General features: G+C 70.2%; 23 protein-coding genes. 8 read left to right on the top strand and 15 right to left on the bottom strand.

Annotated features, from left to right (window positions below):
- Position 1 precedes the first annotated feature (1 nt).
- Positions 2-1324 (top strand): DUF58 domain-containing protein, encoded by a 1323-nt coding sequence (locus tag Acor_RS24205; RefSeq protein ID WP_155339030.1) that lies wholly within the window; start codon positions 2-4, stop codon positions 1322-1324.
- Positions 1325-1326: 2 nt separating this feature from the next.
- Here the strand turns inward: Acor_RS24205 and Acor_RS24200 are convergent, their stop codons facing one another.
- Positions 1327-2319 (bottom strand): stage II sporulation protein M, encoded by a 993-nt coding sequence (locus tag Acor_RS24200; protein WP_155339029.1) that lies wholly within the window; start codon positions 2317-2319, stop codon positions 1327-1329.
- A gap of 27 nt (positions 2320-2346) precedes the next feature.
- Between Acor_RS24200 and Acor_RS24195 the strand changes: the two genes are divergently transcribed.
- Positions 2347-3231, top strand: coding sequence for an RDD family protein (locus Acor_RS24195; RefSeq protein WP_246239046.1), 885 nt, complete (start codon positions 2347-2349; stop codon positions 3229-3231).
- 255 nt (positions 3232-3486) lie between these two features.
- Here Acor_RS24195 and Acor_RS24190 read toward each other — a convergent pair whose 3' ends face one another.
- Positions 3487-4899, bottom strand: coding sequence for an LVIVD repeat-containing protein (locus tag Acor_RS24190; protein WP_155339027.1), 1413 nt, complete (start codon positions 4897-4899; stop codon positions 3487-3489).
- Between the two features lie 211 nt (positions 4900-5110).
- On the opposite strand from Acor_RS24190, the gene Acor_RS24185 reads away from it, so the two are divergent.
- Entirely contained in the window at positions 5111-5731 is a 621-nt protein-coding gene (locus Acor_RS24185; RefSeq protein WP_155339026.1) for a DUF305 domain-containing protein, read from the top strand.
- Positions 5732-5735: 4 nt separating this feature from the next.
- Here Acor_RS24185 and Acor_RS24180 read toward each other — a convergent pair whose 3' ends face one another.
- Both Acor_RS24180 and Acor_RS24175 read right to left on the bottom strand, forming a co-directional pair.
- A complete protein-coding gene (locus Acor_RS24180; protein WP_246239045.1) occupies positions 5736-6212 on the bottom strand; it encodes a DinB family protein in 477 nt (158 codons plus the stop codon).
- 74 nt (positions 6213-6286) lie between these two features.
- Positions 6287-7519 carry a tetratricopeptide repeat protein gene (locus tag Acor_RS24175; protein WP_155339024.1) on the bottom strand — a complete coding sequence of 411 codons (1233 nt, stop codon included), beginning with the start codon at positions 7517-7519 and terminating at the stop codon, positions 6287-6289.
- Positions 7520-7683: 164 nt separating this feature from the next.
- Here Acor_RS24175 and Acor_RS24170 point away from each other — a divergent pair, with 164 nt between their 5' ends.
- Entirely contained in the window at positions 7684-8316 is a 633-nt protein-coding gene (locus Acor_RS24170) for a hypothetical protein (protein WP_155339023.1), read from the top strand.
- Positions 8317-8420: 104 nt separating this feature from the next.
- On the top strand, positions 8421-9761 hold the full coding sequence (locus tag Acor_RS24165) for a DUF4331 domain-containing protein (protein WP_155339022.1): 1341 nt from the start codon (positions 8421-8423) through the stop codon (positions 9759-9761).
- Here Acor_RS24165 and Acor_RS24160 read toward each other — a convergent pair whose 3' ends face one another.
- Both Acor_RS24160 and ahcY read right to left on the bottom strand, forming a co-directional pair.
- A complete protein-coding gene (locus Acor_RS24160; protein ID WP_422664833.1) occupies positions 9762-11003 on the bottom strand; it encodes an adenosylhomocysteinase in 1242 nt (413 codons plus the stop codon).
- Between the two features lie 55 nt (positions 11004-11058).
- On the bottom strand, positions 11059-12486 hold the full coding sequence (gene ahcY / locus Acor_RS24155; protein ID WP_155339020.1) for an adenosylhomocysteinase: 1428 nt from the start codon (positions 12484-12486) through the stop codon (positions 11059-11061).
- Between the two features lie 114 nt (positions 12487-12600).
- Between ahcY and Acor_RS24150 the strand changes: the two genes are divergently transcribed.
- On the top strand, positions 12601-12933 hold the full coding sequence (locus tag Acor_RS24150; RefSeq protein WP_155339019.1) for a MerR family transcriptional regulator: 333 nt from the start codon (positions 12601-12603) through the stop codon (positions 12931-12933).
- Here Acor_RS24150 and Acor_RS24145 read toward each other — a convergent pair.
- Genes Acor_RS24145 through Acor_RS24125 form a run of 5 tightly spaced genes read right to left on the bottom strand, consistent with a single transcriptional unit; the run spans position 12930 to position 16935 of the window.
- Positions 12930-13862, bottom strand: coding sequence for a cation diffusion facilitator family transporter (locus tag Acor_RS24145; RefSeq protein ID WP_155339018.1), 933 nt, complete (start codon positions 13860-13862; stop codon positions 12930-12932). The two genes, Acor_RS24150 and Acor_RS24145, sit on opposite strands and share 4 nt — an antisense overlap.
- A 33-nt stretch (positions 13863-13895) precedes the next feature.
- A complete protein-coding gene (locus Acor_RS24140; protein ID WP_155339017.1) occupies positions 13896-14996 on the bottom strand; it encodes an SIS domain-containing protein in 1101 nt (366 codons plus the stop codon).
- On the bottom strand, positions 14993-15166 hold the full coding sequence (locus Acor_RS24135; protein ID WP_155339016.1) for a Trm112 family protein: 174 nt from the start codon (positions 15164-15166) through the stop codon (positions 14993-14995). The genes Acor_RS24140 and Acor_RS24135 overlap by 4 nt, the downstream gene beginning before the upstream one ends.
- A complete protein-coding gene (locus Acor_RS24130; protein ID WP_155339015.1) occupies positions 15163-16515 on the bottom strand; it encodes a phosphomannomutase/phosphoglucomutase in 1353 nt (450 codons plus the stop codon). Before Acor_RS24130 ends, Acor_RS24135 begins: the two co-directional genes overlap by 4 nt.
- 54 nt (positions 16516-16569) lie before the next feature.
- Positions 16570-16935, bottom strand: coding sequence for a DUF3499 domain-containing protein (locus Acor_RS24125; RefSeq protein WP_155339014.1), 366 nt, complete (start codon positions 16933-16935; stop codon positions 16570-16572).
- Positions 16936-17051: 116 nt separating this feature from the next.
- Between Acor_RS24125 and Acor_RS24120 the strand changes: the two genes are divergently transcribed.
- Positions 17052-17480, top strand: coding sequence for a metallopeptidase family protein (locus Acor_RS24120; protein ID WP_155339013.1), 429 nt, complete (start codon positions 17052-17054; stop codon positions 17478-17480).
- A gap of 1 nt (position 17481) precedes the next feature.
- On the opposite strand, the gene Acor_RS24115 is transcribed toward Acor_RS24120, so the two are convergent.
- The 4 genes from Acor_RS24115 to Acor_RS24100 form a co-directional block, all read right to left on the bottom strand.
- Positions 17482-18894 (bottom strand): DUF5719 family protein, encoded by a 1413-nt coding sequence (locus Acor_RS24115; protein WP_155339012.1) that lies wholly within the window; start codon positions 18892-18894, stop codon positions 17482-17484.
- Positions 18891-21683 (bottom strand): glycosyltransferase family 2 protein, encoded by a 2793-nt coding sequence (locus tag Acor_RS24110; protein ID WP_246239044.1) that lies wholly within the window; start codon positions 21681-21683, stop codon positions 18891-18893. The genes Acor_RS24115 and Acor_RS24110 overlap by 4 nt, the downstream gene beginning before the upstream one ends.
- Positions 21684-21785: 102 nt before the next feature.
- Positions 21786-22028 carry a WhiB family transcriptional regulator gene (locus tag Acor_RS24105; protein WP_155339096.1) on the bottom strand — a complete coding sequence of 81 codons (243 nt, stop codon included), beginning with the start codon at positions 22026-22028 and terminating at the stop codon, positions 21786-21788.
- A 204-nt stretch (positions 22029-22232) separates the two neighbouring features.
- The gene (locus Acor_RS24100) at positions 22233-23801 is read right to left on the bottom strand and encodes a sulfite exporter TauE/SafE family protein (RefSeq protein ID WP_155339011.1); all 1569 of its coding nucleotides are present in this window, start codon (positions 23799-23801) and stop codon (positions 22233-22235) included.
- A 216-nt stretch (positions 23802-24017) separates the two neighbouring features.
- Here Acor_RS24100 and cofD point away from each other — a divergent pair.
- Positions 24018-24953 (top strand): 2-phospho-L-lactate transferase (cofD, locus tag Acor_RS24095; protein ID WP_155339010.1); only part of this gene is annotated, 936 nt, incomplete at its 3' end.

Here is a 24953-nt window from a genome sequence, read left to right as displayed (position 1 = left end):
CGTGGCACTGACCCGCAGAGCCGGGCTGATCGCCCTCGTCGGGGCGGTCCTGGTGGTGCTGGCCCCCCGGCCGGGCCTGGTCTTCGCGCTGCTGCTCGGCCTGCTGGCCGTGCTGATCGGCGTGGACCTGGCGCTGGCCGGGAGCGTGCGCGCGCTGCGCTTCCAGCGCCAGGGCGAGACCGCGCTCCGGCTCGGCGACTCGATCGAGGTGACCCTGCTGGTGGAGAACCCGGGGGCGCGGCGGGTGCGCGGGCGGCTGCGGGACGCCTGGGCGCCCAGCGTCCGGGCCGCTCCCCGGGAGCAGCCGGTGGACGTGCGGCCCGGCCGGCGCCAGCGGATCGTGTCCCGGCTGAGCCCGCTGCGGCGCGGCGACCACCAGGCGGTGACGGTCACCGTGCGGGCGCTCGGCCCGCTCGGCATCGCCGCCCGGCAGGGCTCGCACCACGTGCCGTGGTCGATCCGGGTGCTGCCGCCGTTCCTGAGCCGCCGCCACCTGCCGTCCCGGCTGGCCCGCCTGCGCGAGCTGGACGGCCGGCATCCGGCGCTGGTCCGCGGCCAGGGCACCGAGTTCGACTCGCTGCGGGAGTACGTGGTCGGCGACGACGTGCGCTCGATCGACTGGCGGGCCACCGCGCGGCGGCACGACGTGGTGGTGCGCACCTGGCGGCCCGAGCGGGACCGGCGGGTGCTGATCGTGCTGGACACCGGCCGCACCTCGGCCGGCCGGGTCGGGGTGGACCCGACCTCCGGGGACCCGACCGGGTGGCCGCGGCTGGACTGGTCGATGGACGCGGCGCTGCTGCTGGCCGCGCTGGCCGCCAAGGCCGGGGACCGGGTGGACTTCCTGGCCCACGACCGGACGGTCCGGGCCTGGGTGTCCGGGGCGTCCAGGACCGAGATGCTCCCTTCGGTGGTGAACGCGATGGCGCCGCTGGAGGCCGAACTGGTCGAGGCGGACGCGCCGGCCATGGTCGCGGCGGTGCTGACCAGGGCCCGGCGGCGCTGCCTGGTGGTGCTGCTCACCGACCTGAACGCGGCCGCCCTGGAGGAGGGACTGCTGCCGGTGCTGCCCCGGCTGTCGGCGCGGCACCAGGTGCTGGTGGCGGCCGTGGCCGACCCCCGGGTGGCCGAACTGGCGGCCGGGCGGGACAGCGCGGAGCGAGTGTACGACGCGGCGGCGGCCGAGAAGCTGCGCGGCGAACGGCGGCGGATCACCGCGCTGCTGCGCCGCCACGGCGTGGAGGTGGTCGACGCGCTGCCCGAGGACGCCGCACCCGCACTCGCCGACGCCTATCTGGCGCTGAAGGCCGCCGGGAGGCTCTGAGTTCAGCTCGCGGGGGCGTAGTCCGGGGCGTTCTCGATGTCGCCGGTCTCGCCCGCGAGCGCCGCGCGGCGGCCGAAGACGAGCACGTAGCCCAGGAAGGCGGCCTCGGCGAGCACGCCGATGCCGATCCTGGCCCAGGTGGGCAGCGGGGACGGGGTCACCAGGCCCTCGATCAGGCCGGCCACCAGCAGCACCACGATCAGGCCGACGACCACGGTCATCACCGCGCGGCCCTGCTCGGCCAGGACCTGGCCGCGCGGGCGGTGCCCCGGGGCGACCACGGCCCAGCCGACCCGCATGCCGGCCGCCGCCGCCAGCAGCACGGCGGTGAGCTCCAGCAGCCCGTGCGGGGTGATCAGGCCGAAGAACACGTCTCCGCGCCCGGCGTCGATCATCAGGCCGCCTGACACGCCCACGTTGGCGGCGTTGGAGTACAGAATCCACGGGATGGGCAGGCCCATCAGCACGGCCGAGGCGATGCACTGCGCGGCCACCCAGGCGTTGTTCAGCCAGACGTGGGTGGCGAACGAGCCGGCCGGGTTCTCGCGGTAGTAGTCCGCGAAGTCGTGCTCGACCAGCTGCCTGATCTCCTCCGGGGTGCCGATCGCGGCGCGTACCTCAGGATTCCCGGCCACCCAGGCGCCGAACAGCACCGACACCACGGCGAAGGCCACCGCCGTCCACAGCCACCAGCGCCTGGTCTGGTACACCACGACGGGGAACGACACCGTCCAGAACTTGACGAACTCCCGCCAGGCGGGCGCGTGCGCGCCGGTCACCGTGGCGCGGGCCCGGGCCACCAGCGCCGACAGCCGGCCGATCAGCATCGGGTCGCGGGACGCCGACCGCACGATGGACAGATGGGTGGCGACCCGCTGGTACAGATCGACCAGTTCGTCGATCTCGGCGCCGTTCAGCTCACGCCGCCGCCGCACCAGGCGCTCCAGCCGGTTCCAGGTGGGCTGATGAGCGGTCACGAATGCGTCGATGTCCACGATGTGGAGCCTAGTAGGGTTCGGGATGTGTCCGATGTTGTGACCGGTGATGCCGTCGTCGTCGACGTTCAGATCGCCCAGCTGCCGATCCGGGCCGGCGCGCGTCTCATCGACCTGGCCATCCAGGTGGGGCTGGCGCTGGGGGCGGTCTTCCTGCTCACCCTGCTCTGGAGTGACCTCGGGCTGGACGACTCCATCCTGCAGGCGATCACCATCCTGTTCCTGGTGTTGCTGCTGGTCGGCTATCCGCTGATCTTCGAGTCGCTGACGCTGGGCCGGACGCCGGGGAAGATGGCCCTGGGGCTGCGGGTGGTGTCCGACGACGGCAGCCCGCAGCGGTTCCGGCAGGCCATGTTCCGGGCGCTGGCCGGGACGGTGGAGATCTTCGCGCTGAGCGGAGCCCCCGCCGTGATCTGCTCGCTGGCGCATCCGCGCGGGAAGCGGCTCGGCGACCTCTTCGCCGGCACCGTCGTGATCACGGAGCGCGGACCCCGGCAGGACGGGCCGCCGCCGATGATGCATCCCCGGCTGGCCGGGTGGGCGGCCACCCTGGAGCTCTCCCAGCTGACCGAGGAGCCGGCCGCGATGGCGCGGCAGTACCTGGCGCGCTGGCACCAGCTCAACCCGGTCGCCCAGTACGAGATGGGGCAGCGGATCGCCGCCCAGGTGGCCGCCGTGGTCTCGCCCCCGCCGCCGCCGGGCGTGCCGCCGCACGCGTACCTGGCCGCCGTCCTGGCCGAGCGCCGCCGCCGCGAGTCGGTACGGCTGGAGCGGGCCAGACAGGCGACCGCCCCGACCTCGCATTCGGAACCGGCCGTCAGTTACCAGCCGCCGCCCGCCTATCAGCCTGTTTATCAGCAGCCGGTTCCGCCGCCACCGACGACTCCGGGGGGATTCGCACCCCCTGTCTGAGAACGGGATGTTTAGCCCCATTTCTCACGGGCAGCTGTGACGACGCAGGCAAGGGGCGCCTGCAGTGGGGTTGGGCGGGTACGTCCGGCGCGCAGAGGGAGAGACGCGCCGGACGTACCCGCCCCTTTTTCACGCCACGCTCAGGTGACTGGCCGAAAACGAGCGAGGCGCGAGTCCTCGGGAGTCGTACCCGCGCACGCGCCGCGCGGAACGGCCCCCGCCCTTGCGGGCGAGGGCCGTCCGACTAGCGCCGATCTACCACCAGTGCCCGTGGCCGTGGCCACGCTCCTTGTACTCGGGCTGCGTCTGAACGTTGAAGATGTCGTACTTCACGTCCTTCGCACCCTTGGTACGGCGGTCGTCGATCTTCAGAACGTCGAATCCGCGCGAGAACTCGGATCCGAAGATGTACCCGTTGTAGTAGTACGCCGACCAATAGCCGTCGAACAGGTCGGCACCCGGGCCGCGCTCGAAGTAGCCGATCTCGTGCGGGTGGCTCGAGTCGCTGAAGTCCCAGATCGAGACGCCGCCCTGGTACCAGGCCTGGACCATGATGTCGCGCCCGTCCACCGGGATCAGCGAACCGTTGTGCGCCACACAGTTCTCAGTGTCCGCCTGGTGACGGGGGATCTTGTAGTAGCTCTTGAAGGTCATCTTGTTGCGCCGCGAGATGTCGAAGATGGCGTTCGCGCCGCGGTTAGGACCGATGGCCTCGTTGCAGGTCGCCGCGCCGCCGCCGCCGAGCTCGTCGGTGAAGATGACCTTGTCGCCACGGTTGTTGAAGGTGGCCGAGTGCCAGAACGCGAAGTTCTCGTCGTCCCGTACGGTGTCGAGCACCTTCGGGGCCTCCGGGTTGCGGATGTCCATCAGGATGCCCTCACCCATGCACGCACCGGCCGCGAGATCCTTCTCCGGGTACGCGGTGATGTCGTGGCAGCCACTCGTCGCCGAGGTCCCGTTCGGGTACGGCTGGCCGTCGCCGGGGTTGCCGCCGTCGGGGAACAGGTTCGGCGTGGCGATGACGCTCGCGTTCTGCGGGTCGCGCAGCGGGACCTTCACGATCGAGATCAGGTCATGCGGCGGCTGGCAGTCCGGGAACGACGCGGACGGGCTGTAGGAGGAGATGTACAGGTAGACGTTCCTGCGGTCCTTGCCGGGGACGAGCGTGTGCGTGTGCGAACCGCAGTTGGTCTCGATCGACTTGACGTAGCGCGGGTTGCGCTTGTCGCTGATGTCGAAGACCCTGATTCCCTCCCACGACGCCTTGTTCGCGGCCGACTGGGCCACGCTGGTGCAGGAGTCGTCGCTGCGGGAGGAGTCGACGGAGCCGAACAGGAGGTTGCCGTAGACGGAGAGGTCCATCTGCGACCCCGGGCAGAGCACCGAGCTGACCAGCTTCGGCTTCTTCGGGTTCTTGATGTCGTAGACGGTGAATCCGCCGTAGTTGCCGACGTACGCGTAGTCGCCCTGGAAGGCGATGTCGCTGTTGATAGTGGTGAGCAATTGGTCGGGTCGCGGCAGGTTGGCGACGTGTTGGACGTTGTCGCTCATGTCGATCGCGCCGGGGGGTAGGACATCAGCGGCCTGAGCGGGCGTCGCCGAGAGCACCAAAGCTCCAGCGGCGCCGAGCACGGCGAGCAGACGCCCCGCCCTGCGGAGGGGGGACATTAAGGGAACCTCCGGGTAAAGAGGATGCAAACCATCCTGATCGTTTCTTTACCGAGGCTGTCAGGCAAGCCGTCAATATGTCACATATTTCTGACGATCTGTCTCCTTTACTGTCACAAGCCGTTGGCCGTAGGTTCCTCAAGAACAACCGAAAGGGGGACGGGTGGGCACAGCTCTCCCTGTCGCGACCAGGCACAATCATGGGACCGAAATGCGCAGAGTCTTGCTGGTCTTGGTGAGCGCCGCCCTGCTGCTGACGGCCTGCTCGTCACCCCCAGAGCCCACCGTGATCAGCGACGCCCCCGTCATCGTCCCCGGCAAACCCGGCGAGGTCGCGGCCACCCTCACCCCCGGCCAGACCGTCGCCCCCATCCCCTCCCCCACGGTCAACGCCACCGACGTCCGGTACGTCCAGGACATGATCGTCCACCACCGCCAGGCCCTGGAGATGGCCGCGCTCGCCCCCGAGCGCGCCCAGTCCACCCGCCTGAAGTCGCTGGCCGACCGCATCTACGACGCGCAGGGCCCCGAGATCAAGGTGATGACCACCTGGCTCCAGGAAGAGGGCCTCCGCGAACCCGACCACCACACCGACCACGCCACCATGCCCGGCATGGCCACCCCCGCCCAGCTCACCGAACTCCGCAACGCCACCGGCGAAGCCTTCGACAGCCTCTTTGTCAAGCTGATGATCGCCCACCACAAGGGCGCGATCACCATGGCGGAAACCACGATCCGCGACGGCTCACACGAGCGCGTGATCACCTGGGCCACCGACGTCATCGCCGAACAGAGCGCCGAAATCGGCCGCATGGAACGCCTGTTCGGCTAGCGGCTCACTCCCCGGTCATCCCGTCCAGCGACTCCCGGATGAGATCCGCGTGCCCGTTGTGCCGCGCGTACTCCTCGATCAGGTGAACCAGAATCCACCGCAGACTAGGCGACCGCCCATCGGCCCAGCTCCACCGCGCCACCTGCTCCAGCCCACCCTCAGCCAGCGCCTCCGCCATCACCACCCGCGACCGCGCCACGGACTCCTCCCACAGCACCCGCAGCTCCTCCGGCGAATCCTCAGCCGCCGAATGCCAATCCCAGTCCGGATCAGCGGCCCAGTCCACCCCGTTCCACGGAGCCTGCCTCTCCCGCCCGTACACCCGCTGAGAGACCCACGCATCCTCGACATAAGCCAGATGCTTCAGCATCCCACCCAACGTCATCGACGAGACCCCGACGCTCACCCCCAACTGCTCCGCGCCCAGCCCCGAACACTTCCACGCCAGCGTCTCCCGATGAAAATCCAGAAACCCCAGCAACGTTTCAACCTCACCACCCGCAACCGGCGGCTCTGTACGCCCCTGCCCATCTATGTCCGTCATGTGCGCAGAGTCTAGTAATGATGTCCCCGTGAACCCCGCCCTCGCGCCTTCAGAGCCCTTTGCGCATCGGCCAGGTGAGGGTTGATGGCGAGTGCGCGCGTCAGATGTTTCCGAGCCTCGTCGACCGCACCGAGCGCATGGGCGATCTCGCCTCGGTGATAGGCGAAGCGTGCGTTTTGCCCGCCCAGGGAGTCGGCTCGCTGGACGAAGGGCAGGCCCTCGGCGCTGCGGCCGGACCGATGGAGCGCCCAGCCGAGGGCGTCGGCGACGTCCACGCTTTTCCGGCGAGCCCACTCGGTTCGCAGGTGGCGAACGGCCTGTGCGGGGTCGCCGTGGTCGGTCTCGAAGCGGCCCAGGGCGAGGAGGTCGGGCTGTAGGCGCTGCTGAGCGGCGAACAGGGTGAACTGGGCTTGGGCTTCCTTGTGGCGGCCCAGTGATTCGTATAGTTCGCCCAGTTCGACGGCATGGAGTGGGCCCGCGGACGTGTAGTCGCGTAGCGCGTCTTCAGGCCGCCCGGAGGCCGCGTCCGTTCTCGCTCGGCCGGCCAGGGCGGGGGCGAAACCCGCACGCGCCGCCTGGTCGTAGAAGGCGCGGGCTTCGGACAGCCGGCCCGTTTCGGATGCCAGCTCGCCGAGCCGGTGCCGGCAGTACGCGATGTCGCCCGGGAGGACGGCCATGGCGAGCGCCCGCTCAAGAACCGATCGGGCTTGGGCGGCGTCTCCCCGCAGCCAGAGCAGGTGTGCTGCCCGGGTGAAGGAGGCGACTCCCGGCCGCAGATCCAGCATTCGCTGTAGCGCCCGCCGCGCGGCTGCGTACTGTCCGAGTTCGACCAGCGTGTCGGTCAGGACGCCCTGGGCGGCCCAGCGCCGCGGATCGAGGCTTGTCACCCGCTCCGCCCACTGCCGTGCCCCGGCGAAGTCGTGCCGGGCGTTGGCCAGGGCTCCGAGGCCGGTCAGCGCGTCCACATTGGCGGGCTCGATCGCCAGGGCCCGCCGCAATGCACCGTCCGCCTTGTCCTGGTAGGAGGCGTCGCCGCTCTGGCGGGCGCGCTCCAGGTAGGCATTTCCCAGGTCGGCCCAGGTCTGCGCGTGGCCGGGGTGGCCGCGGAGGTAGCTCTGCGCGGCCGCCACGAAACCCGCCGAGGTCGTTGGCATGGTCGGCGAGCCGGGGTGGGGCGATCCGATCAGGCCGATCACGGCGAGCCCCGCCGCGATCGTCAGCAGGATGCCGAACGCCTTCCACATGGCCGGGCTTCCCCCATTTTCGCGAATGAACCCGCTCGCAGCGAGCTTGCCGTTTGCGGAGAGTAGTCAATGGTAACCATGTGCTACGGAGTGATCACGGGGAGCCGTGCGGAGTCTGTCGCCGCACACGTTCGCCGACAGGAACATCTAGGGGAGTCCCATATATGCGCATCAAGCGAATCGCCGTCATGGTGGCGGCCACGCTGGCCTCGCTGACGCTGTCGGCCACGGCCGCGGTCGCCGCCGATCCGCCGCCGCCCCGGCCGGGGCCCGGCCTGTACATCGCCCCGTGGGGAGCCGCCCGCTTCCAGTTCGGAGAGAAGCTCTACAACGAGTTGCGGCGGACGGGCTCCAAGCTCTCCGGCCTCGCCCCGGTCAGCGTCCCCGACGGGAGGACGCTGACGATGAAGGTCGGCATGCAGCAGAACAACATCAACTTCGGGCTGCAGATCTTCTACCCGGGCGGCTGGTCGATCACCAACGCCGAACGCGGCACCCGGTTCGATGTGGATCCGTTCTGGCTCAACATCCTGCAGGGCGGCACCAACGGCAAGGTGAAGATCAACGGCGAGCCGGCCGATGGGAACTACAAGCTGGCCAGCTTCACCTCCACCGACGTTCTGGCCCTCCTGCGGCCGAAGATCCTCGGCTACAAGATCGACAGATTCCCGATGAAGCTGACCGACAAGTGGGCCAAGGACCTCAACCGGCTCTTCGGCACCGAACTCGCCGCGGGCGACCCCTTCGGTGAGCTCACCGTGGACCTCAAGTTCGTGCCGACCCGCACGGCCGCGTGAGCTAGCCCCGCCGCGATCGCCGACGATGCCGCCCGCGCAGCCGCCAGAGGGTATGGCGGCTGCGCGGGCGCTCAATATCAACTTCTTGAGCCGATAGGTGCAGCATGGAAATCTCACATGGAAGCCGGACGACGCTGGCCGTCGGCGCGGGCGGGGCGATCCTGCTGGCGACGATCGCCGGTTCCGGGCCCTCGACAGTCCAGGCGTCGAGTCATCTCGACACCCTGCTGCTGGCGGCCGATCCGGCCATGGACACGACCGACCTCTACGCGTTCACCAGTCCCGACAAGCCGGACACGGTGACGTTCATCGCGAACTACTTCCCGCTCCAGGCTCCGCTGCCGTCGCCGACGTACAGGTTCGCGACGAACGCCTACTACGACCTCAACATCGACTCCGACGGCACCGGCCGGCCCAGCCTGACCTACCGCTGGACGTTCAAGAACACCGGTGTGTTCGGCCTCGACACCACCCAGGCGTACACGCTGCAGGAGCTGCGGCCTGGGCAGCCACCGCGAACCCTGGTGAGCGACGGGATCGCACCCCGGGCGTCCGCGGGGCCGTTCGGCGACTTCGCGTCCCTCCGTGACAAGGCGGTCGTCCCGCTCCCCGGTGGCGGGCAGACCTACGCGGGGCAGGCGACCGATCCCTTCTTCTTCGACTTCAAGATCGCCGGCATGCTCCGGCTCGGTTTCGCCGCCCTGCTCCCCAAGACCGACCTGGGTCTGCAGGAGAACATCCAGACGCTCGCCATCCAGGTCCCCAAGAAGGCCCTCGCGCTCAACGGCGACCCGCGGCGCAACCCGGTGATCGGAGTGACCACGGCGGCGGGCCGCGCCTCGCTCAACCTGTTCGGGTCCGGCGGCGGGCGCTACCGGCAGGTCTCCCGGATGGGCAACCCCAACTTCTGTGACGCGATCATTCCCGAGCTCGCGCCCCACTACAACACGATCACGCCCGCCGAGGACAACCGGGCCCGCGGCCTGATCGACGCCGTGCGCAAACCCCGCCTTCCGCACACCATCGCGATCAGTTCCGGCGCGAAGGCCCCGGCCGAACCCCGTACCGACCTGGAGGAGATCTTCCTCACCGGGCTGACCACCAAGGCGAACGGGCCCATCCGCGTCGATCTGAACTCGCAGCTGCTCAACCAGGACGCCGATCCGCGCGCGTTCGCGCCGGCGGACGAGCTGCGGCTCAACATGGCCACGCCCGTCACCCCGCGACCGAACCGGTTCGGCCTCCTGGGCGGGGACGAGCAGGGCTTTCCCAACGGCCGCCGGCTGGGCGACGACGTCGGCGCCATCACCGTCCGCATGCTGATGGGAGAGCCGGCCGGTCCGGGCGCGCCGCAGCTCGGCGAGAGCCCCGTCACCGGTCCCGGCACACCCACCGGCCCGGCCTTCCCATACGTCGCCCTCCCGCTCCTGCAGAGGGCTCGATAATCAGCTGCCCAGGCGCCAGGAGTGCAGGTAGGACTCCTGGTCGGGGGTGAGGGAGTCGATGGTGATCCCGGTGGCGGCCAGTTTCAGGCTCGCCACCTGGGTGTCGATCTGGGTGGGCACGTCATACACGCCGGGAGCGAGGTTGGCGTGCTCGCCGGCCAGCCAGGCGGCGGCGAGGGCCTGGGCTGAGAAGGACATGTCCATGACGGCGGCGGGGTGGCCCTCGGCGGCGGCCAGGTTGACGAGGCGGCCTTCGGCGAGGAGGAGGAGACGGCGGCCGTTCAGGAGGTATTCGTCCATGTTGGGGCGGATTCCCGGGTGGACGGCGTCGGCCAGGTCGGCGAGGGCGCGGACGTCGACCTCGACATCGAAATGGCCCGCGTTGGCGAGGATCGCGCCGTCCTTCATCAGGACCAGATGTTCGGCGCGGATCACGTCGCGGTTGCCGGTGACCGTGATGAAGACGTCCCCGACCACGGCCGCCTCGGCCATCGACCGCACCTCGTAGCCCTGCATCGAGGCGTCCAGCGCCTTCACCGGGTCGATCTCGGTGACGATGACCCGCGCGCCCAGGCCCTTGGCGCGTTCGGCCACGCCGCGGCCGCAGTAGCCGAACCCGGCGACCACCACCGTACGCCCGGCCAGCAGCACGTTCGTCGCCCGCATGATGCCGTCGAAAGTCGACTGCCCGGTTCCGTAGCGGTTGTCGAACATGCGCTTCGTACGGGTGTCGTTGACGGCGACCATCGGGAACTTGAGCGCGTTCTCGGCGGCCATCTGCCGGAGCCGGATGATCCCGGTCGTGGTCTCCTCGCAGCCGCCCAGGACCGCGATCTCGGTCCGCTCGGTGTGCAGGATGTTGACCAGGTCGCAGCCGTCGTCGAGGACCAGATCCGGGGCGATGTCCAGGGCGCGGTGGATGTGCCGGTAGTAGGTGTCCCGGTCCACGCCCGCCCGCGCGTGCACGGCGATGCCGTACTCGGCGAGGGCGACCGCGACGTCGTCCTGGGTGGAGAGCGGGTTGGACGCCGCCAGGGCGATCTCCGCGCCGCCCGCCCTGAGCGCGCCCATCAGAACCGCGGTCTCGGCGGTGACGTGCAGGCAGGCCGCGATCCGTATCCCGGCGAAGGGGAGCTCCTCGGCGAACCGCGCCCCGATGGCCGTCAGCACCGGCATGGACCGCGAGGCCCAGCCGATCCGCCGCTCCCCGGCCTCGGCCAGCGATCCGTCCACGACTCCCACGTTCGAAGACTCCCCCGTTCGAAGGGCCCCCAGGCGGGGGCCCTTCAGCGACCTGCTAGTAGCGGTAGTGGTCCGGCTTGTACGGACCCTCGACGTCCACCCCGATGTACTCGGCCTGCTTCTTGGTGAGCTTGGTCAGCTTCACCCCGAGCGCGTCCAGGTGCAGCCGGGCGACCTTCTCGTCCAGGTGCTTGGGCAGCACGTACACCCCGATGGGGTACTGGTCGGTCTTGGTGAACAGCTCCATCTGGGCGATCACCTGGTTGGTGAAGGAGTTGGACATCACGAACGACGGGTGGCCGGTCGCGCAGCCCAGGTTCATCAGGCGGCCCTCGGCCAGCAGGATGATCTGGTGGCCGTCGGGGAAGGTCCAGGTGTGCACCTGGGGCTTGACCTCCTCCTTCACGATGCCGGGGATGCGGGCCAGCCCGGCCATGTCGATCTCGTTGTCGAAGTGGCCGATGTTGGAGACGATCGCGTTGTGCTTCATCTGCGCCATGTGGTCGGCGGTGATGATGCCGAAGTTGCCGGTCGTGGTGACGAAGATGTCGGCGATGCCGACCACGTCCTCCAGGGTGGTGACCTGGAACCCGTCCATGGCCGCCTGGAGCGCGCAGATCGGGTCGATCTCGGTGACGATGACCCGGGCGCCCTGGCCGCGGAGCGCGTCCGCGCAGCCCTTGCCGACGTCGCCGTAGCCGCAGATCACGGCCACCTTGCCGCCGATCAGCACGTCGGTGGCCCGGTTCAGGCCGTCCAGCACGGAGTGGCGGCAGCCGTACTTGTTGTCGAACTTGGACTTGGTGACCGAGTCGTTCACGTTGATGGCCGGGAAGAGCAGCTGGCCGTTGTTGAACATCTCGTACAGCCGGTGCACGCCGGTGGTGGTCTCCTCGGTGACGCCCTTGATCTCGGCGGCGACCGCGCTCCACCGCTTGGAGTCGTCGACGGTACGGCGGAGCAGGTCGAGGATGATGCCCCACTCCTCGGGGTCGTCCTCGGTGGCGGTCGGCACCACGCCGGACTTCTCGAACTCGGCGCCCTTGTGCACCAGCAGGGTGGCGTCCCCGCCGTCATCCAGGATCATGTTCGGGCCGGAGCCGTCCGGCCAGCGGAGCGCCTGATCGGTGCACCACCAGTACTCTTCCAGCGTCTCGCCCTTCCAGGCGAAGACGGGCACGCCCTTGGGCGCCTCGACGGTGCCCTCGGGGCCGACGGCGACCGCGGCGGCGGCGTGGTCCTGGGTGGAGAAGATGTTGCACGAGACCCAGCGCACGTCGGCGCCGAGCGCGACCAGCGTCTCGATCAGGACGGCGGTCTGGATGGTCATGTGCAGCGAGCCCATGATCTTCGCGCCGCGCAGCGGCTGGCTGGCGGCGAACTCGCTGCGGGTCGCCATCAGGCCCGGCATCTCGTGCTCAGCGAGTCGGATCTCCTTGCGGCCGAAGTCCGCAAGCGAAAGGTCGGCGACCTTGAAGTCCATCTGGGGTGTCCCCTCTCGTAACGACGTCTGCGAGTTTAGGGGCCGAATCGCCCTCCGCGCACGCCTGGAGGGCTGAACCTCACACAAGAATGTAAGAATCGCTATTCTGGGGGTATGCGGATCACCGAAGCGGCGGCGCGGCTGGGCATGTCCCCGCGCATGCTCCGCTACCGAGAAGCGCTCGGACTGCTGCCGCCGGTGCGCGACAAGGGGTCGCATCGCCGGTTCGGCACCGAGGAACTGGCGGCGGTCACCCAGGCACTGGAACTGGAACGCCGCTTCGACGTGTCCCCCGCGGAGCTGGCCTTCGCGCTGCGGACCCTGTCCGAGCCCGCGGTCGCCCAGGCCGTGCGCGACCTGGGCATCCGGATCGGGCGGATCCAGGCGCCCCGGCGGGCCCTGGACTTCGAGAAGGAGAAGGCGCTGCGCCTGCTACGCGGGCGTTAGGGGTTGCCGTTCGGGGAGCTCGACCGGTCCAGGTCGGGCTCCAGGTAGATCACCCGGGCGATCGGGACCTGCGCCCTGATCCGCTGCTCGGCCTCGTCGATGCCGCGCGCCACCTCGGCCGCGGTGTCGTCGTGATCCACCGCGATCTTGGCCGCCACCAGCAGCTCCTCGGGCCCGAGGTGCAGGGTGCGCATGTGGATGATCCTGGTCACTTCGGGCGCGCTCTCCAGGGCGGTACGGATCTGCCGCTCCACCTCGGGGCCGGCGCCCTCACCGATCAGCAGCGACTTGGTCTCGATCGCCAGGATCACCGCGATGATCGCCAGCAGCACGCCGATCATGACGGTGCCGATGCCGTCCCAGACCGGCTCCCCGGTGACGACCGCCATCGTCACGCCGAACAGCGCGAAGATCAGGCCGACCAGCGCGCCCAGGTCCTCCAGCAGCACCACCGGCAGCTCGGGCGACTTGGAGCGGCGGATGAACGACACCCACGACTGCGACCCGCGCACCAGGTTGGACTCCACGATGGCGGTACGGAACGAGAACAGCTCCGCGATGATCGCGAAGATCAACACCCCGAACGCCCACTGAGGCGAGGTCAGCTCCTCCGGGTGCGAGATCTTGTGATAGCCCTCGTACAGCGAGAAGACCGCGCCGATGGTGAACAGCACGACCGCCACCACGAACGCGTAGAAATAGCGCTCCCGGCCATACCCGAACGGATGTTCCGGAGTACGGCCCCGGGCCGCCCGCTTGCCACCGACCAGCAGCAACGCCTGGTTGCCCGAGTCGGCCACCGAGTGCACCGATTCCGCGAGCATGGACGACGACCCCGTGAACAGGAACGCCACGAACTTCGCCACCGCGATAGCCATATTCGCGACCAACGCCGCGATGATCGCCTTGGTACCGCCACCCGCGCTCACAGAAGACTCCTCCAGTACTCGACCAAGGAGATCCTATTGGCCAATTCTTGCCCTCAGCTCGGCAACGGCCGAGACGGGGGCCGGATCGCCGCCGTAACCGAGCGACAGATAGACGCCGGCGTAGTCGCCCAGGCCGATCACCGTGGCCAGCCGTTCCAGCGGATGCCCGGCCTCGGCGGCGATCTCGGACACCGGGACGCCGCGGTCCTGGGCCAGCCGGACCGACAGCTGGCGGGCCTTGGCGACCTGCGGATGCTCCTCGGCGTCGCGGAAGATGAACAGGCGCAGCGAGCGGGTCGGCCCGTCGGCGAAGATGTCGCGCTGGGCCAGCGGGCCGTCCAGGGCGGCGAGCTGGTTGTGCCCGGCCTCCGGTAGCTCGCCCCAGATGGCGGGGTAGCGGGCGTTCTCGTTCAGCTGGCCGGCCAGCCGGGCCGCGGCGACCGCCATCAACCGGGACGAACCCCAGATCACCGGGATCGTCTCCGCGATCTCATCGGCGAGCGTCTTGCCCGGGTTGATGAACGACTCGCTGGACGGCCGGCAGCGGTGCGCCACGTCCTCCAGCCGTTTGGCCACCGACTCGAACAGGTCCACGCCCGCCTCCACCAGGCCGAGCGAGCCGGCGGCGGCGATCAGCGGCACCACCAGCGGCCACAGCGCCGTCCTCGCGGCCGGATCGACCGGGACGAACGGCGCGCTCCGCTGGGTGGCCAGCGCCTGCAACGGCGACCCCTTGCCGCCCACGGCCAGGAGCCGGCAGCCGCGCCTGGCCGCCTCGGCGGCCACCGTCAGGGTCTCCTCGGTGTCCCCGGTGCCGGACACCGCCATCACCAGGTCGGCCGCGCCCACCCAGCCGGGCAGCCGGTAGCCGCGGACGATCGACACCGGCACGGAGGAGCCGTGCCCGCAGACGGCGTCCAGCACGTCCCCGGCCACGCCCGCGACGCCCGTCCCGGCCACCACGATCGCCCGTGGCCGCCCCTCGGACGCGATCGCGTCCACGGCGGCCTCGGCGGCGGCGCGGTGCGCGGTGCGGATCTGGGCGGCCGAGGAGGCGACCGAGACCAGCAGGCCCGAGGGATCCCCGGCGGCCAGATAAGCCTGGTCGTCGAGCTGCTCAGGCTCCCAGTTCATGCCTTCCGGGCCTCGTCGACGAGGAGCACCGGAATGTCGTCGCGCACCGGATAGACCAGCCCGCACGACTCGGCGGTGCACGCCAGCTCGTCGCTGTCGGCGGACGCCCGGAGCGGGGACTTGCACGAGGGGCAGGCCAGGATGTCCAGCAGCCAGTCGTCGATCTTCAAATCCCTTGTACCTCTCTCAGAACCTCGTCGCGCACCGCAGCCATCCGCGCCGCGTCCGCGCCCTCGGCGTTCAGCCGGAGCAGCGGCTCGGTGTTGGACGCGCGCAAGTTGAACCACCAGTCGGGGCCGGTCACGGTGAGTCCGTCCAGCTCGTCGAACGTAACACCGTCGCGGGACGCGTACGCCGCGCGCACCTGGGTGATCGCGGCGGCCTGGTCCGCGACCGTGCTGTTGATCTCGCCGGAGGCGGCGTACCGGGCATAGCCCGACAGCACCTCCGACAGCGGGCGATCCTGCTCGCCGAGCGCGGCCAGCACGTGCAGCGCCGCCAGCAGGCCGGAGTCGGCGAACCAGAAATCCTTGAAGTAGTAGTGCGCCGAGTGCTCGCCGCCGAACACCGCGCCGGTCCTGGCCATGTCGGCCTTGATGTAGGAGTGCCCGACCCGGGTGCGGACCGGCACCCCGCCGTGCTCGCGGACGATCTCCGGCACCCCGAGTGAGGTGATCAGATTGTGGATGATCGTCGAACCGGGGTGCTTGGCCAGCTCCCTGGCGGCGACCAGGGCGGTGATCGTGGACGGCGAGACCGACGCGCCGCGCTCGTCGATCACCCAGCAGCGGTCCGCGTCGCCGTCGAAGGCGAGACCGACGTCGGCGCCCTCGGCCAGCACGGCCCGCTGCAGGTCGATCAGGTTCTCCGGCTGGAGCGGGTTCGCCTCGTGGTTCGGGAAGTCGCCGTCGAGCTCGAAGTAGAGCGGGATCAGCGTGATCGGCAGCCCGGCGAACACCTCGGGGACGGTCAGTCCGCCCATGCCGTTGCCCGCGTCCGCGACCACCTTGAGCGGCCGGCTGCCGGACAGGTCCACCAGCGACCGGAGATGGCCGGCGTAACCGGCCAGCAGGTTCTTCTCGGTGACGCTCCCGGTCCGGCGGCCGAGCGGGACGCCCAGCAGCGTCGCGGCCCGGTCCCTGATCTCGGTCAGCCCGGTCTCGCGGCCGATCGGGACCGCGCCCGCGCGGCACATCTTCATGCCGTTGTAGCGGGCCGGGTTGTGGCTGGCGGTGAACATCACGCCCGGCAGGTCCAGGCTGCCGCTGGCGTAGTAGAGCAGGTCGGTGGAGCCGAGCCCGGCGTTGATCACGTCCGCGCCGCGGGCGGTCGCGCCGCGGGCGAAGGCGGCGGCCAGCGGCCCGGAGGAGTCCCGCATGTCATGCGCGATCACCAGCGAGGTCGCCTCGACCACCTCGACGAATGCGGCTCCGACGGCTTCGGCGATCTCTTCGTCCAGTTCGCCGGGAACCACGCCGCGCACATCGTACGCCTTGAAGATCGTGGCGAAGTCGCCCACTCCAGCCCCTAAGATTCGCGAATGCTTCGGTTCGAGCCTATCGGGCCGAACCGGTCAGCGTTCGCGGTTGGGCTGGGCGGACTTCAGCACGCGCAGGTGGCCTCGGCGGCCCACCTCGACCGCCTGCCCGGTCGGCTCACCGGCCGCGGGGGCCGGTCGGGCCGCTTCGCGCACGGCGTTGGCGAGCGCCTCCAAGTCGTCTCCGCTCGGCGCACCCGGCTCGTACGGCAGGCGCACCACCTCCCACCCTCGGGGCGCGGTAAGCCGCTCTGCGTGCTCCGCGCACAGGTCATAGCAGTGCGGCTCGACGTACGTAGCCAGCGGGCCCAGAACAGCGGTCGAGTCGGCGTACACGTACGTGAGTGTGAAGACGGCAGGCTGCCTGCAGGCGGTACGGGAACAGCTGCGGACGGGGCTCACGGAGGGACCGTATCCGGTCCGCGTGCACATTGCCACCACCCGGCCCCTCTTAACGAGCGTGTCGCCACAATCCGGACACCCGTGGCGGCCTTCCGTGCCTCCCCTAAGCTGGCCGGATGAGTCCTCGACGACGCGACCGCCACGGCCGGGGCATGCGCGGCCCGCTGGCGCCCTCGCACGTGCCGATCGCCAGATCCCGCGGCGAGCGCTTCGACGACCTGGTGCTGGACGCGGTGGACCGGCTCCGGGTGCGCTGGTCCAAGGAACTGGCCTCGGTCGAGTTCGGGGTGGAGGAGGTGCCCCGGGCCAGCGAGCTGATCGACGGTCCTGGCCGGCTGGCCTCCGACCCGATCCCGTTCGGGCGGGCGGAACCGGCGGCCGGCGGCGAACCCGCGCTGGTGGTGGTCTACCGGCGGCCGATGGAGGCGCGCGCCAGGGACCGCGAGCATCTGGCCGGGCTGGTGCACTCGGTGGTGGTGGAACAGGTCGCCAGCCTGCTGGGGCTCACCCCGGAGGCGGTGGATCCCGGATACGACGGGGACTGACTCAGGGCAGCACCGCGCGCGGCGAGTCGACCGTGGGCGGCGCCAGCGCCCAGGTTCTGGCCACCTGCAGCGGCTGGGCGGTGACCAGCTGACCGGAGGAGGTCTTCTCCTCGATCACCCGGCCGCCCCACACCGGTCCTGAGCCTGGCTGCGGGGTGATCACGACGCTGAAGCCCTTGCCGTCGCCGGTCAGCTTGACCTCGCGGGTCCGGCCCGCCGGGATCTCCACCTGGGTCGGCGGCGGGGGCGCGCCCTCCTTGAGCAGGATCTGGACCCGCACGCTGGCGGCCCCGAAGGGCGCGGACAGGATCAGGCGCGAGGTCTGCGTCTTGCCGGCCCTTCCGTCGGCGACCACGCTGCCGAGGTCGATGGAGGGCGCTCCGGCCGTGTACGCGACGTCCTGGAGGGTGCCGGTGCCGGTGATCTCCAGCCCGGCCACGATCGGGTTCCGCGCGGTGAGCAGGAGCGCGGCCGGCTGTCCGCCGATGCCCGTGGACAGGTCCATGGTGGTGGTGGAGCCTGCGGGGACGGTGACCTCCTCGCGGTTCTTCAGGGCGTACGAACCGTCCTTGAGCACGGCTTTCACCTGGACGACGGTGTCCTGGTCGCCGGGGGCGGTGATGTAGAGCTTGCGCTGGCCCGCGCTGCCGGGCACGCCGGGGACGACCACCCGGGTGGCGGGTTCACCGGCGGGCGGCAGCCAGTCGGCGCCGTTGCCGCGGCCGAGTTCTGCTTCCACGGCGGCGGTCACCCGGCCCCGGCCTGCGATCACGTGCAGGCCCATGACCAGGGGTGAGGTGGTGGCGTCGCGGATCTTGACGGTGCGGTGCTCGCCGGGGTCCAGGACCATGCCGGTGGAGCGTTCTGTGACGACCAGGCCCTCGCCGGCGTACACGACGAAGGAGACGTCGGCGGGGGCGGCCTCCACGTTGGACAGGTGCAGGGTGAGGTCGGCGGCGGCCGGGCCAGGGCCGACGAACCAGGCGCTCGCGCTCGGTTCGACGCAGCGCACGCCGGACAGGCCGCGGGCGTCGCCGGTCAGCGTCCTGCTGATCCTGGCGGCCTCCAGGCCCGACGCCATCGCGCCGGTGGCGATCACCCGGATCGGGTCGGCGTCCTTGGCTGCGGTCTTCTGCCAGAGCGTGCCGGCCTCGGAGAGGGTGACCGGCTTGTCACCGTCCAGGACCTCGGCCTGGCCGGAGCCGCGCGGGCCCGGCGGGGCGACCGCGCTGATCGTGGCGCCGCCGGGGTCGGGGCAGACGGTGGAGACCGACTCGATCGCGGCCTGCACCGGCTTGACCGGGGTGACCTTGACGGGGGCGGGGCGGCTGACGAACGCGCCGCCGTACACGGCGGCCAGCGCGATCAGGACCAGGGCGAGCAGGCCGAAGCGGTTCTCGATCAGGCGTCTCACACCAGCACCCGCTCTTCCTGGACCCGCTCCTCGACCTGGGCCTCCGGCTCGACCGGGCGCGCGCCGGGGGCGGCCAGGATGAGCATCACCAGCACCAGGCCGCCCTGCGCCCACAGCCAGCCGCGCTGCCAGGTGTCCAGCGGCGGGGGCGGCGCGGGCGGGGCGACCGGGACCACCATCCGCCACAGGCCGGACGACTTGGACAGGCTGAGCCGGGTCAGCGCCGGTTCCGAGTCGAGCGCGCGGCGCAGCAGCGGGTCGATCGGCGCGGGCACCGCGACGAACATGACGCCCCTGGCGGCGAGCGTCCTGGCGTCCTGCCCGCCCCGGCCGGAGGCCAGCCCGGCCACGGCGGCCGTGACGCCCGGGTCGGTGACCGCGCCGTCGGATTCGCCGACGAGCGGGCTGCGCCCGTGCAGGACCGTGTACGCGAGCGCGCCGCCGTTCGAGCGCAGCACCAGGGTGCCCTCGCCCTTGGCGGTCTTGGCGGCGGCCAGCGGCGGCAGCGGATCCCGGACGTTCCAGGTCAGCGGGCCGCGCGCGCCCTCCCAGAACCACAGCCCGGCGGCGGCCAGCGGGGTCGCGAAGGCGACCAGCGAGATCAGCAGCGCGCCGAACTTGCGCCAGCCGCCCGCTTTGCGGAACTCGGCGACCCGGTGCGCGGCGAGCGCGGTGGCCACCAGCAGGCCGGTGGCCGCGAACGCCAGCGGCACGCCCGGCCAGACGGACAGGCGGCTGACCACGGTGGCCACGAGCACGCCGAAGATGGCGACGCCCCAGCCGACGGCGACGATCATCTGGTGCCGCCGGAGCAGCAGCGCGCCCAGGGCGACGGCGAGCAGCCCGGCCGTCGTCCAGAGGGGTGGCGTGCCGGGGCCGCCGGGGTTCAGGGTGAGCAGGGCCTCGGCGGGCAGCCGGGGGTCGGCGGGGAACGGCAGGCCGGCCTCCCGCAGGATTCTGGCCGGGTCGGCGGCGAAGGTGGCCAGCCACGGGAACAGCAGCACGATGGGGACGGCCAGGCTGATCGCCAGCGAGATCCCGACGCCGCGCCGTACGCCGCCGAAGGAGAGGGCCGCGAGCGCGCCCAGAACGAACACGAAGCCATAAAGGAGGGGAACGAAGGCTGTACCGACCGCGAGCAGCAGGCCGAGCCCCCAGGCGGCTCTCCGGGCCGAGCGGCCCTGATCGGAGAGGACGCGGGTGGCCAGCGAGGCGTAGGCGGGCAGCAACACGATCACGACGGCCGAACCGATCCGCCCAGCGGCCACCACTCCGGTAGCAACCGGGAGCAACGCATAGGAAACGGCCAACCAGACCCGCGCCGGGGCATACGGGATGATCCGCCGCGTCGCCACATAGGCCGAGAACCCAGCCAACGGCACGCATCCCAGCAGCAGCACCGCGACGGCCAGCCAGATCTTGCCGAAGAACAGCGTGGACAGCCCCGCCAGCACCGCCACATAAGGCGCCTGATCGCCCTGCAAGTACAGATCCCACAGATCCGACGCGCCGCCCACCACCGGCACCAGCGCCCCGCCGCCGAGCAGGCCGCCCGTGGCCAGCCGCCAGTGCGCGGCCACCGTGACGGCGATCAGCAGCAGGCACAGCAGCACCCCCGGATTGCCGAAGAACCGGCGCAGCACACTGCCGTCGTCGTTGAGCAGCTCCTCGCCCTCCTCCTCCGGCGAGGAGGCGACGGCGTGGTGACGCCCGGCCGAATCCATCGGGCCCGCGCCGGCCAGCTGGCCCCGGACCATGTCCATAATGCGGCGGAGCGCTGCGATAGGCGGAGTGAACAACGGTTTGACGAGCTGATAGCCCTGTTTCCGGTTGCGTCTGCGGGTCTTCCTGGCCCGGCGCAGCTTGCCGGGATGGAAGAGCACCGAGCCCAGCGCGACGACCTCGTCCAGCGCGTGCGCGGGCTGCTTGGCCAGCAGGAACAGGAAGGTCCTGATCAGCGAGCCGAAGGTGTTCCTGACCATCGACCAGAGCATCGCCGCGAACGGCAGGTTGATCATGATCACGAACAGCGCGTACCGGCGGGCCAGCCGGCGCGGGTGGTCGTCGCTGGCCGCGATCCTGCGCCTGCGGCGGCTGGACGCCTCCGCGTGGTAGGCCATCGCGCTGGTCACCGCCAGCACCCGGTGCCCGGCCGCGCGGGCCCGCCAGCAGAAGTCCAGGTCGTCGCGGAACAGCGGAAGCTTCGGGTCCAGGCCGGACAGTTCATCCCAGACGTCGCGGCGGATGAGCATGCCGGCGGTGGACACCGAGAGCACGTCCCTGATCCCGCCGAAGTCGTGGTCGTGCTGGCCCTGGTCGTACTCCCGGGGCTCCAGGCCGGTCTCCCGGCGGCCCGACCTGGCCACCGTGACGCCGATCTCCAGCAGGAGTTTGCGGTCCAGCCAGTCGCGGAGTTTCGGTCCCAGGATGGCGGCCTTCTCGTCCTGGTCGGCCACCCACAGCAGGGTCTCCAGGGCGCGCGGGTCCGGGGCGCAGTCGTCGTGGATCAGCCAGATCCACTCCCGGCCCTGGGTGGCGGGCGGCAGGCGGCGCATCACGTCGTGCACCGCCTGCGCGAAACCGGTCGAGCGGGGCATGCTGACCACGGCCTGCGGGCCGAAGGCCTGGGTCAGGAGTTTGCCGCTGTCGTCGCGGCTGCCGTTGTCGACGCCGACCACGCGGTCGAGGCGGTAGGTCTGGCCGAGCACCGCCGCGAGCGTCTCGCTGAGCCATCGAGCGCCGTCATGGGCGACAACGATCGCGGTGACGGAATGCACCGGGGTCTGCACGGGGGTCCTTGAGGTTCGGCCGGGGGACCTGGGGGTCTGTCCTGGGGTTAGCCTAGGGCCGAAAAAAGAGTGCGGGGGCCACAAACGTGACCCCCGCGTTGTTCACACGGCCTGACGCTTGATGCGCCGTCGCTCCCGCTCCGACAGCCCGCCCCAGATACCGAATCGCTCGTCGTGTTCCAATGCGTATTCAAGGCACTCCGCGCGCACTTCGCACGCCCGGCATACCTTCTTAGCCTCTCGGGTGGAGCCGCCCTTCTCTGGAAAGAACGCCTCCGGGTCGGTCTGAGCGCACAACGCACGCTCCTGCCAACCCAGATCTTCACCGTCGAGCGCCTGTGCCATGACCGGCTCGGTCACTGCACACCTCCCTGTCGCCCGCCCGTCACCAACAGCAAATGGTGCCCCCCTATGGACGCCGTCCTCATACCCACCTCGAGGAAGGCGTAACAACACAGCTGTAATTACACGCGTGTCTCAGGTGTGGCGTCAAGCGGCATACCGATACCCGGGGAAAGACATGCTTGCCCCGGTATCTGGTGCTCTAGATCAGTGGTCTCGGCGGTCGGAACCGTACCAATGCGGGTTGCCATCGGCCCCCTGAGCTGCCTGTTCTCTACTCGTCCCTTCCTCGGGCTTTGCCTGCTGGCGCTCCGGCTTGTAGATCGCGGTGGGGTCGAGCAGCTCGTCGCCGCGCAGCGGATCGGTGAGCGGATCGCCCTGGAAGCGGGTCCGCTCGGGGCCACTGAGCGGATCGCCCAGATACCGCCCCTGGTCAGGGCTGCTGAGCGGATCACCCTGATACCGCACGGTCTGCTCGGGCCCGCTCAGCGGATCCCCCTGGAACCGATCCTGCTGGTACGGCTCGCGCGTCTGCGGGTGCCCGAGCGGGTTGTTGTAGACCGGCTGAGGCGCTTGCTGAGGCGCTTGCTGAGGCGCCGTCGGCGTCTGCTGGTAGGACTGCGCCTGCTGGTAGGCCTGCGCGAGCTGCTGCTCCCTCAGGTCGCCCTCGTAGGACGGCTCGTACGCCTGCTGCGCGAACTGCTGCCCCGAATACCCGGAGAACGGAGACCCGCCGTAATTGCTCTGATTCGGCTGGTACGTCGGCTCCTGATAAGCAGGCTCCTGGTACGCGGGTTCCTGATAGGCAGGCTCCTGGTACGCGGGCTGCTCCGAATAGGTCGGTTCCTTATAAACCGGCTCGGAGTAGACCGGCTCCGCATATGTCGGCTCGTTATAGGCCACCGGCGGGAAGGACGGCGAGTCCCCCGCGTACCCGTGCTGGTCGAACACCGGTCCCTGCGGCGGCTGCTGCTGCGGAAACGCCTGCGGCGCGGCGGCGTACACCGGCGGCTGGTAGCCGTTCCCGTTCACTTGCTCCGGGGACTGAACGAAACCGGGCTGGGCGGCGTATCCCTGGTCGTATACCGGGGCCGCGTAAGCGTCCTGAGTGCGATCGGCAGGGCGCTCAGCCGATCCGTACGGAAGGGCGGGCTGCGCGGATGGTTGTGGTTGTGGTGGCACGGCGGACGGCGCGGTCGAGACGGAGGGCACCTGAGCAGTCGGAACGGGAGCACCAGCGGGCTCCGGGGACGGGTACGAGCCGTAACCCTGGAATCCGTCGTTCTGGTAACCGCCGAAGAACGGCTCCTCGTTCCGCTCCTGCGGCCTGCCCTGCCTGGCCGGCTTCGCCGCCGCGGGAGCGATCGTGCTGAGAATGTAGACCCCTGCGATCGCCGCCAGCGCCAGCTCGGGCAGCGAGTTCAGCAGGATGATGATCTTGTCGCCGAAGTCGAACGAGGCGAACAGCATCAACAGCCCGCTCAGCAGCCCGAACACCACGCTCAGCGCCAGCGCCCCCACGCTGATGAGAGCGATCAGCCGGCTCTGCGGAGTCGGCGCGCCGAACCGGGTCGTCAACACCACCGCGCCCACGGCCAACGCCACCCTGGTGGCCGACGCCTGCGTCTGGAACGCGGTCGAGACAAGCCCCCCGAGCGTCCCTCCGAACAGCGCCTCGACGAAGTACCACACCCCGATCAGCACGCCCGGACACACCACCGCGAGCATGATCCAAGCGGCGGGCTCACGCAGCCTCGCCGGTTCAACCTTGATCACAGTGACCCCCTGTTATTCGAACGGCATGCAAACGGCATACCAAGACGAGTTTCGCACATGCCTGACTTTGCCGTCGGCTGACCCACCAAGCTCCTGAATCCCCCGAGTGCCCTATGCCTCACAAATCCCTTCATATCACTGCAGGTCGGAGGGCTGTCGCGGTGTGGGCGGGAGGCGTGCCGCAGAGATGTCAGTGCTCGGTGCGAGGATGACGGCATGCGAATCGTGTCCTTGGCGGGCGGGATCGGCGGGGCCCGATTCCTGCGCGGTCTCCAGGCGGCGGCCCCCGACGCCGACATCACTGTGATCGGCAACACTGGTGACGACATCACCCTGTTCGGCCTCCGGGTCTGCCCCGACCTCGACACGGTCATGTACACACTCGGGGGCGGGATCAACGAGGAGCAGGGCTGGGGCCGGGCCGATGAAAAATTCACGGTCAAGGAGGAGTTGGCCGCCTACGGCATGGAACCCCAGTGGTTCGGCCTCGGCGACCGCGACTTCGCCACCCACATCATCCGCACCCAGCTGCTCGGCGCCGGCTTCCCGCTCTCCCAGGTCACCGAGGCCCTCTGCGCCCGCTGGCAGCCGGGGGTCAGGCTAATCCCGATGTCCGACGACCGCACCGAGACCCACGTCGTCATCACCGACGACAAGGGCCGCCACGCGGTGCACTTCCAGGAGTGGTGGGTCCGCCTCCGCGCCTCGACCCCCGCCCAGGAGATCATCCTCGTCGGCGCCGACGACGCCAAACCCGCCCCCGGCGTCCTGGACGCCATCCAAGCCGCCGACGTCGTCATCCTCCCGCCCTCCAACCCCGTCGTCAGCATCGGCACAATCCTCCAGATCCCCGGCATCCGCCCCGCCCTGGAAGCCAAAACCGTCGTCGGCGTCTCCCCCATCATCGACGGCTCCCCCGTCCGCGGCATGGCCGACGCCTGCCTCACCGCCATCGGCCGCGAAACCACCGCCCAGGCAGTCCTCGACCTGTACGGCTCACCCCTCCTCAACGGCTGGCTGGTAGCCGAACAGGACTCCCAAACGTCCCACCCCGACATCACCGTCGAAGCCCACCCCCTCCTCATGACCACCCCCGAAACCACCCGAACCCTGGCCGCCGCCACCCTCACGCTGGCCCAAAAACTCCAAAAC

Source organism: Acrocarpospora corrugata, from assembly GCF_009687845.1.
In the GTDB taxonomy this organism is placed as follows: domain Bacteria; phylum Actinomycetota; class Actinomycetes; order Streptosporangiales; family Streptosporangiaceae; genus Acrocarpospora; species Acrocarpospora corrugata.
Note: the sequence above shows the minus strand (reverse complement) of the source record. Positions and strands in the feature narration are given on the sequence as shown.

Excerpts from the sequence above, each read along its gene's own strand:
- Acor_RS24120 (WP_155339013.1), top strand. The coding sequence starts at position 17,052 with ATGAGTCCTCGACGACGCGACCGCCACGGCCGGGGCATGCGCGGCCCG.
- Acor_RS24190 (WP_155339027.1), bottom strand. The coding sequence starts at position 4,899 with ATGTCCCCCCTCCGCAGGGCGGGGCGTCTGCTCGCCGTGCTCGGCGCC.
- Acor_RS24140 (WP_155339017.1), bottom strand. The coding sequence starts at position 14,996 with ATGAACTGGGAGCCTGAGCAGCTCGACGACCAGGCTTATCTGGCCGCC.
- Acor_RS24165 (WP_155339022.1), top strand. The coding sequence starts at position 8,421 with ATGGAAATCTCACATGGAAGCCGGACGACGCTGGCCGTCGGCGCGGGC.
- Acor_RS24105 (WP_155339096.1), bottom strand. The coding sequence starts at position 22,028 with ATGGCACAGGCGCTCGACGGTGAAGATCTGGGTTGGCAGGAGCGTGCG.
- Acor_RS24185 (WP_155339026.1), top strand. The coding sequence starts at position 5,111 with ATGCGCAGAGTCTTGCTGGTCTTGGTGAGCGCCGCCCTGCTGCTGACG.
- Acor_RS24150 (WP_155339019.1), top strand. The coding sequence starts at position 12,601 with ATGCGGATCACCGAAGCGGCGGCGCGGCTGGGCATGTCCCCGCGCATG.
- ahcY (WP_155339020.1), bottom strand. The coding sequence starts at position 12,486 with ATGGACTTCAAGGTCGCCGACCTTTCGCTTGCGGACTTCGGCCGCAAG.
- Acor_RS24170 (WP_155339023.1), top strand. The coding sequence starts at position 7,684 with ATGCGCATCAAGCGAATCGCCGTCATGGTGGCGGCCACGCTGGCCTCG.
- Acor_RS24175 (WP_155339024.1), bottom strand. The coding sequence starts at position 7,519 with ATGTGGAAGGCGTTCGGCATCCTGCTGACGATCGCGGCGGGGCTCGCC.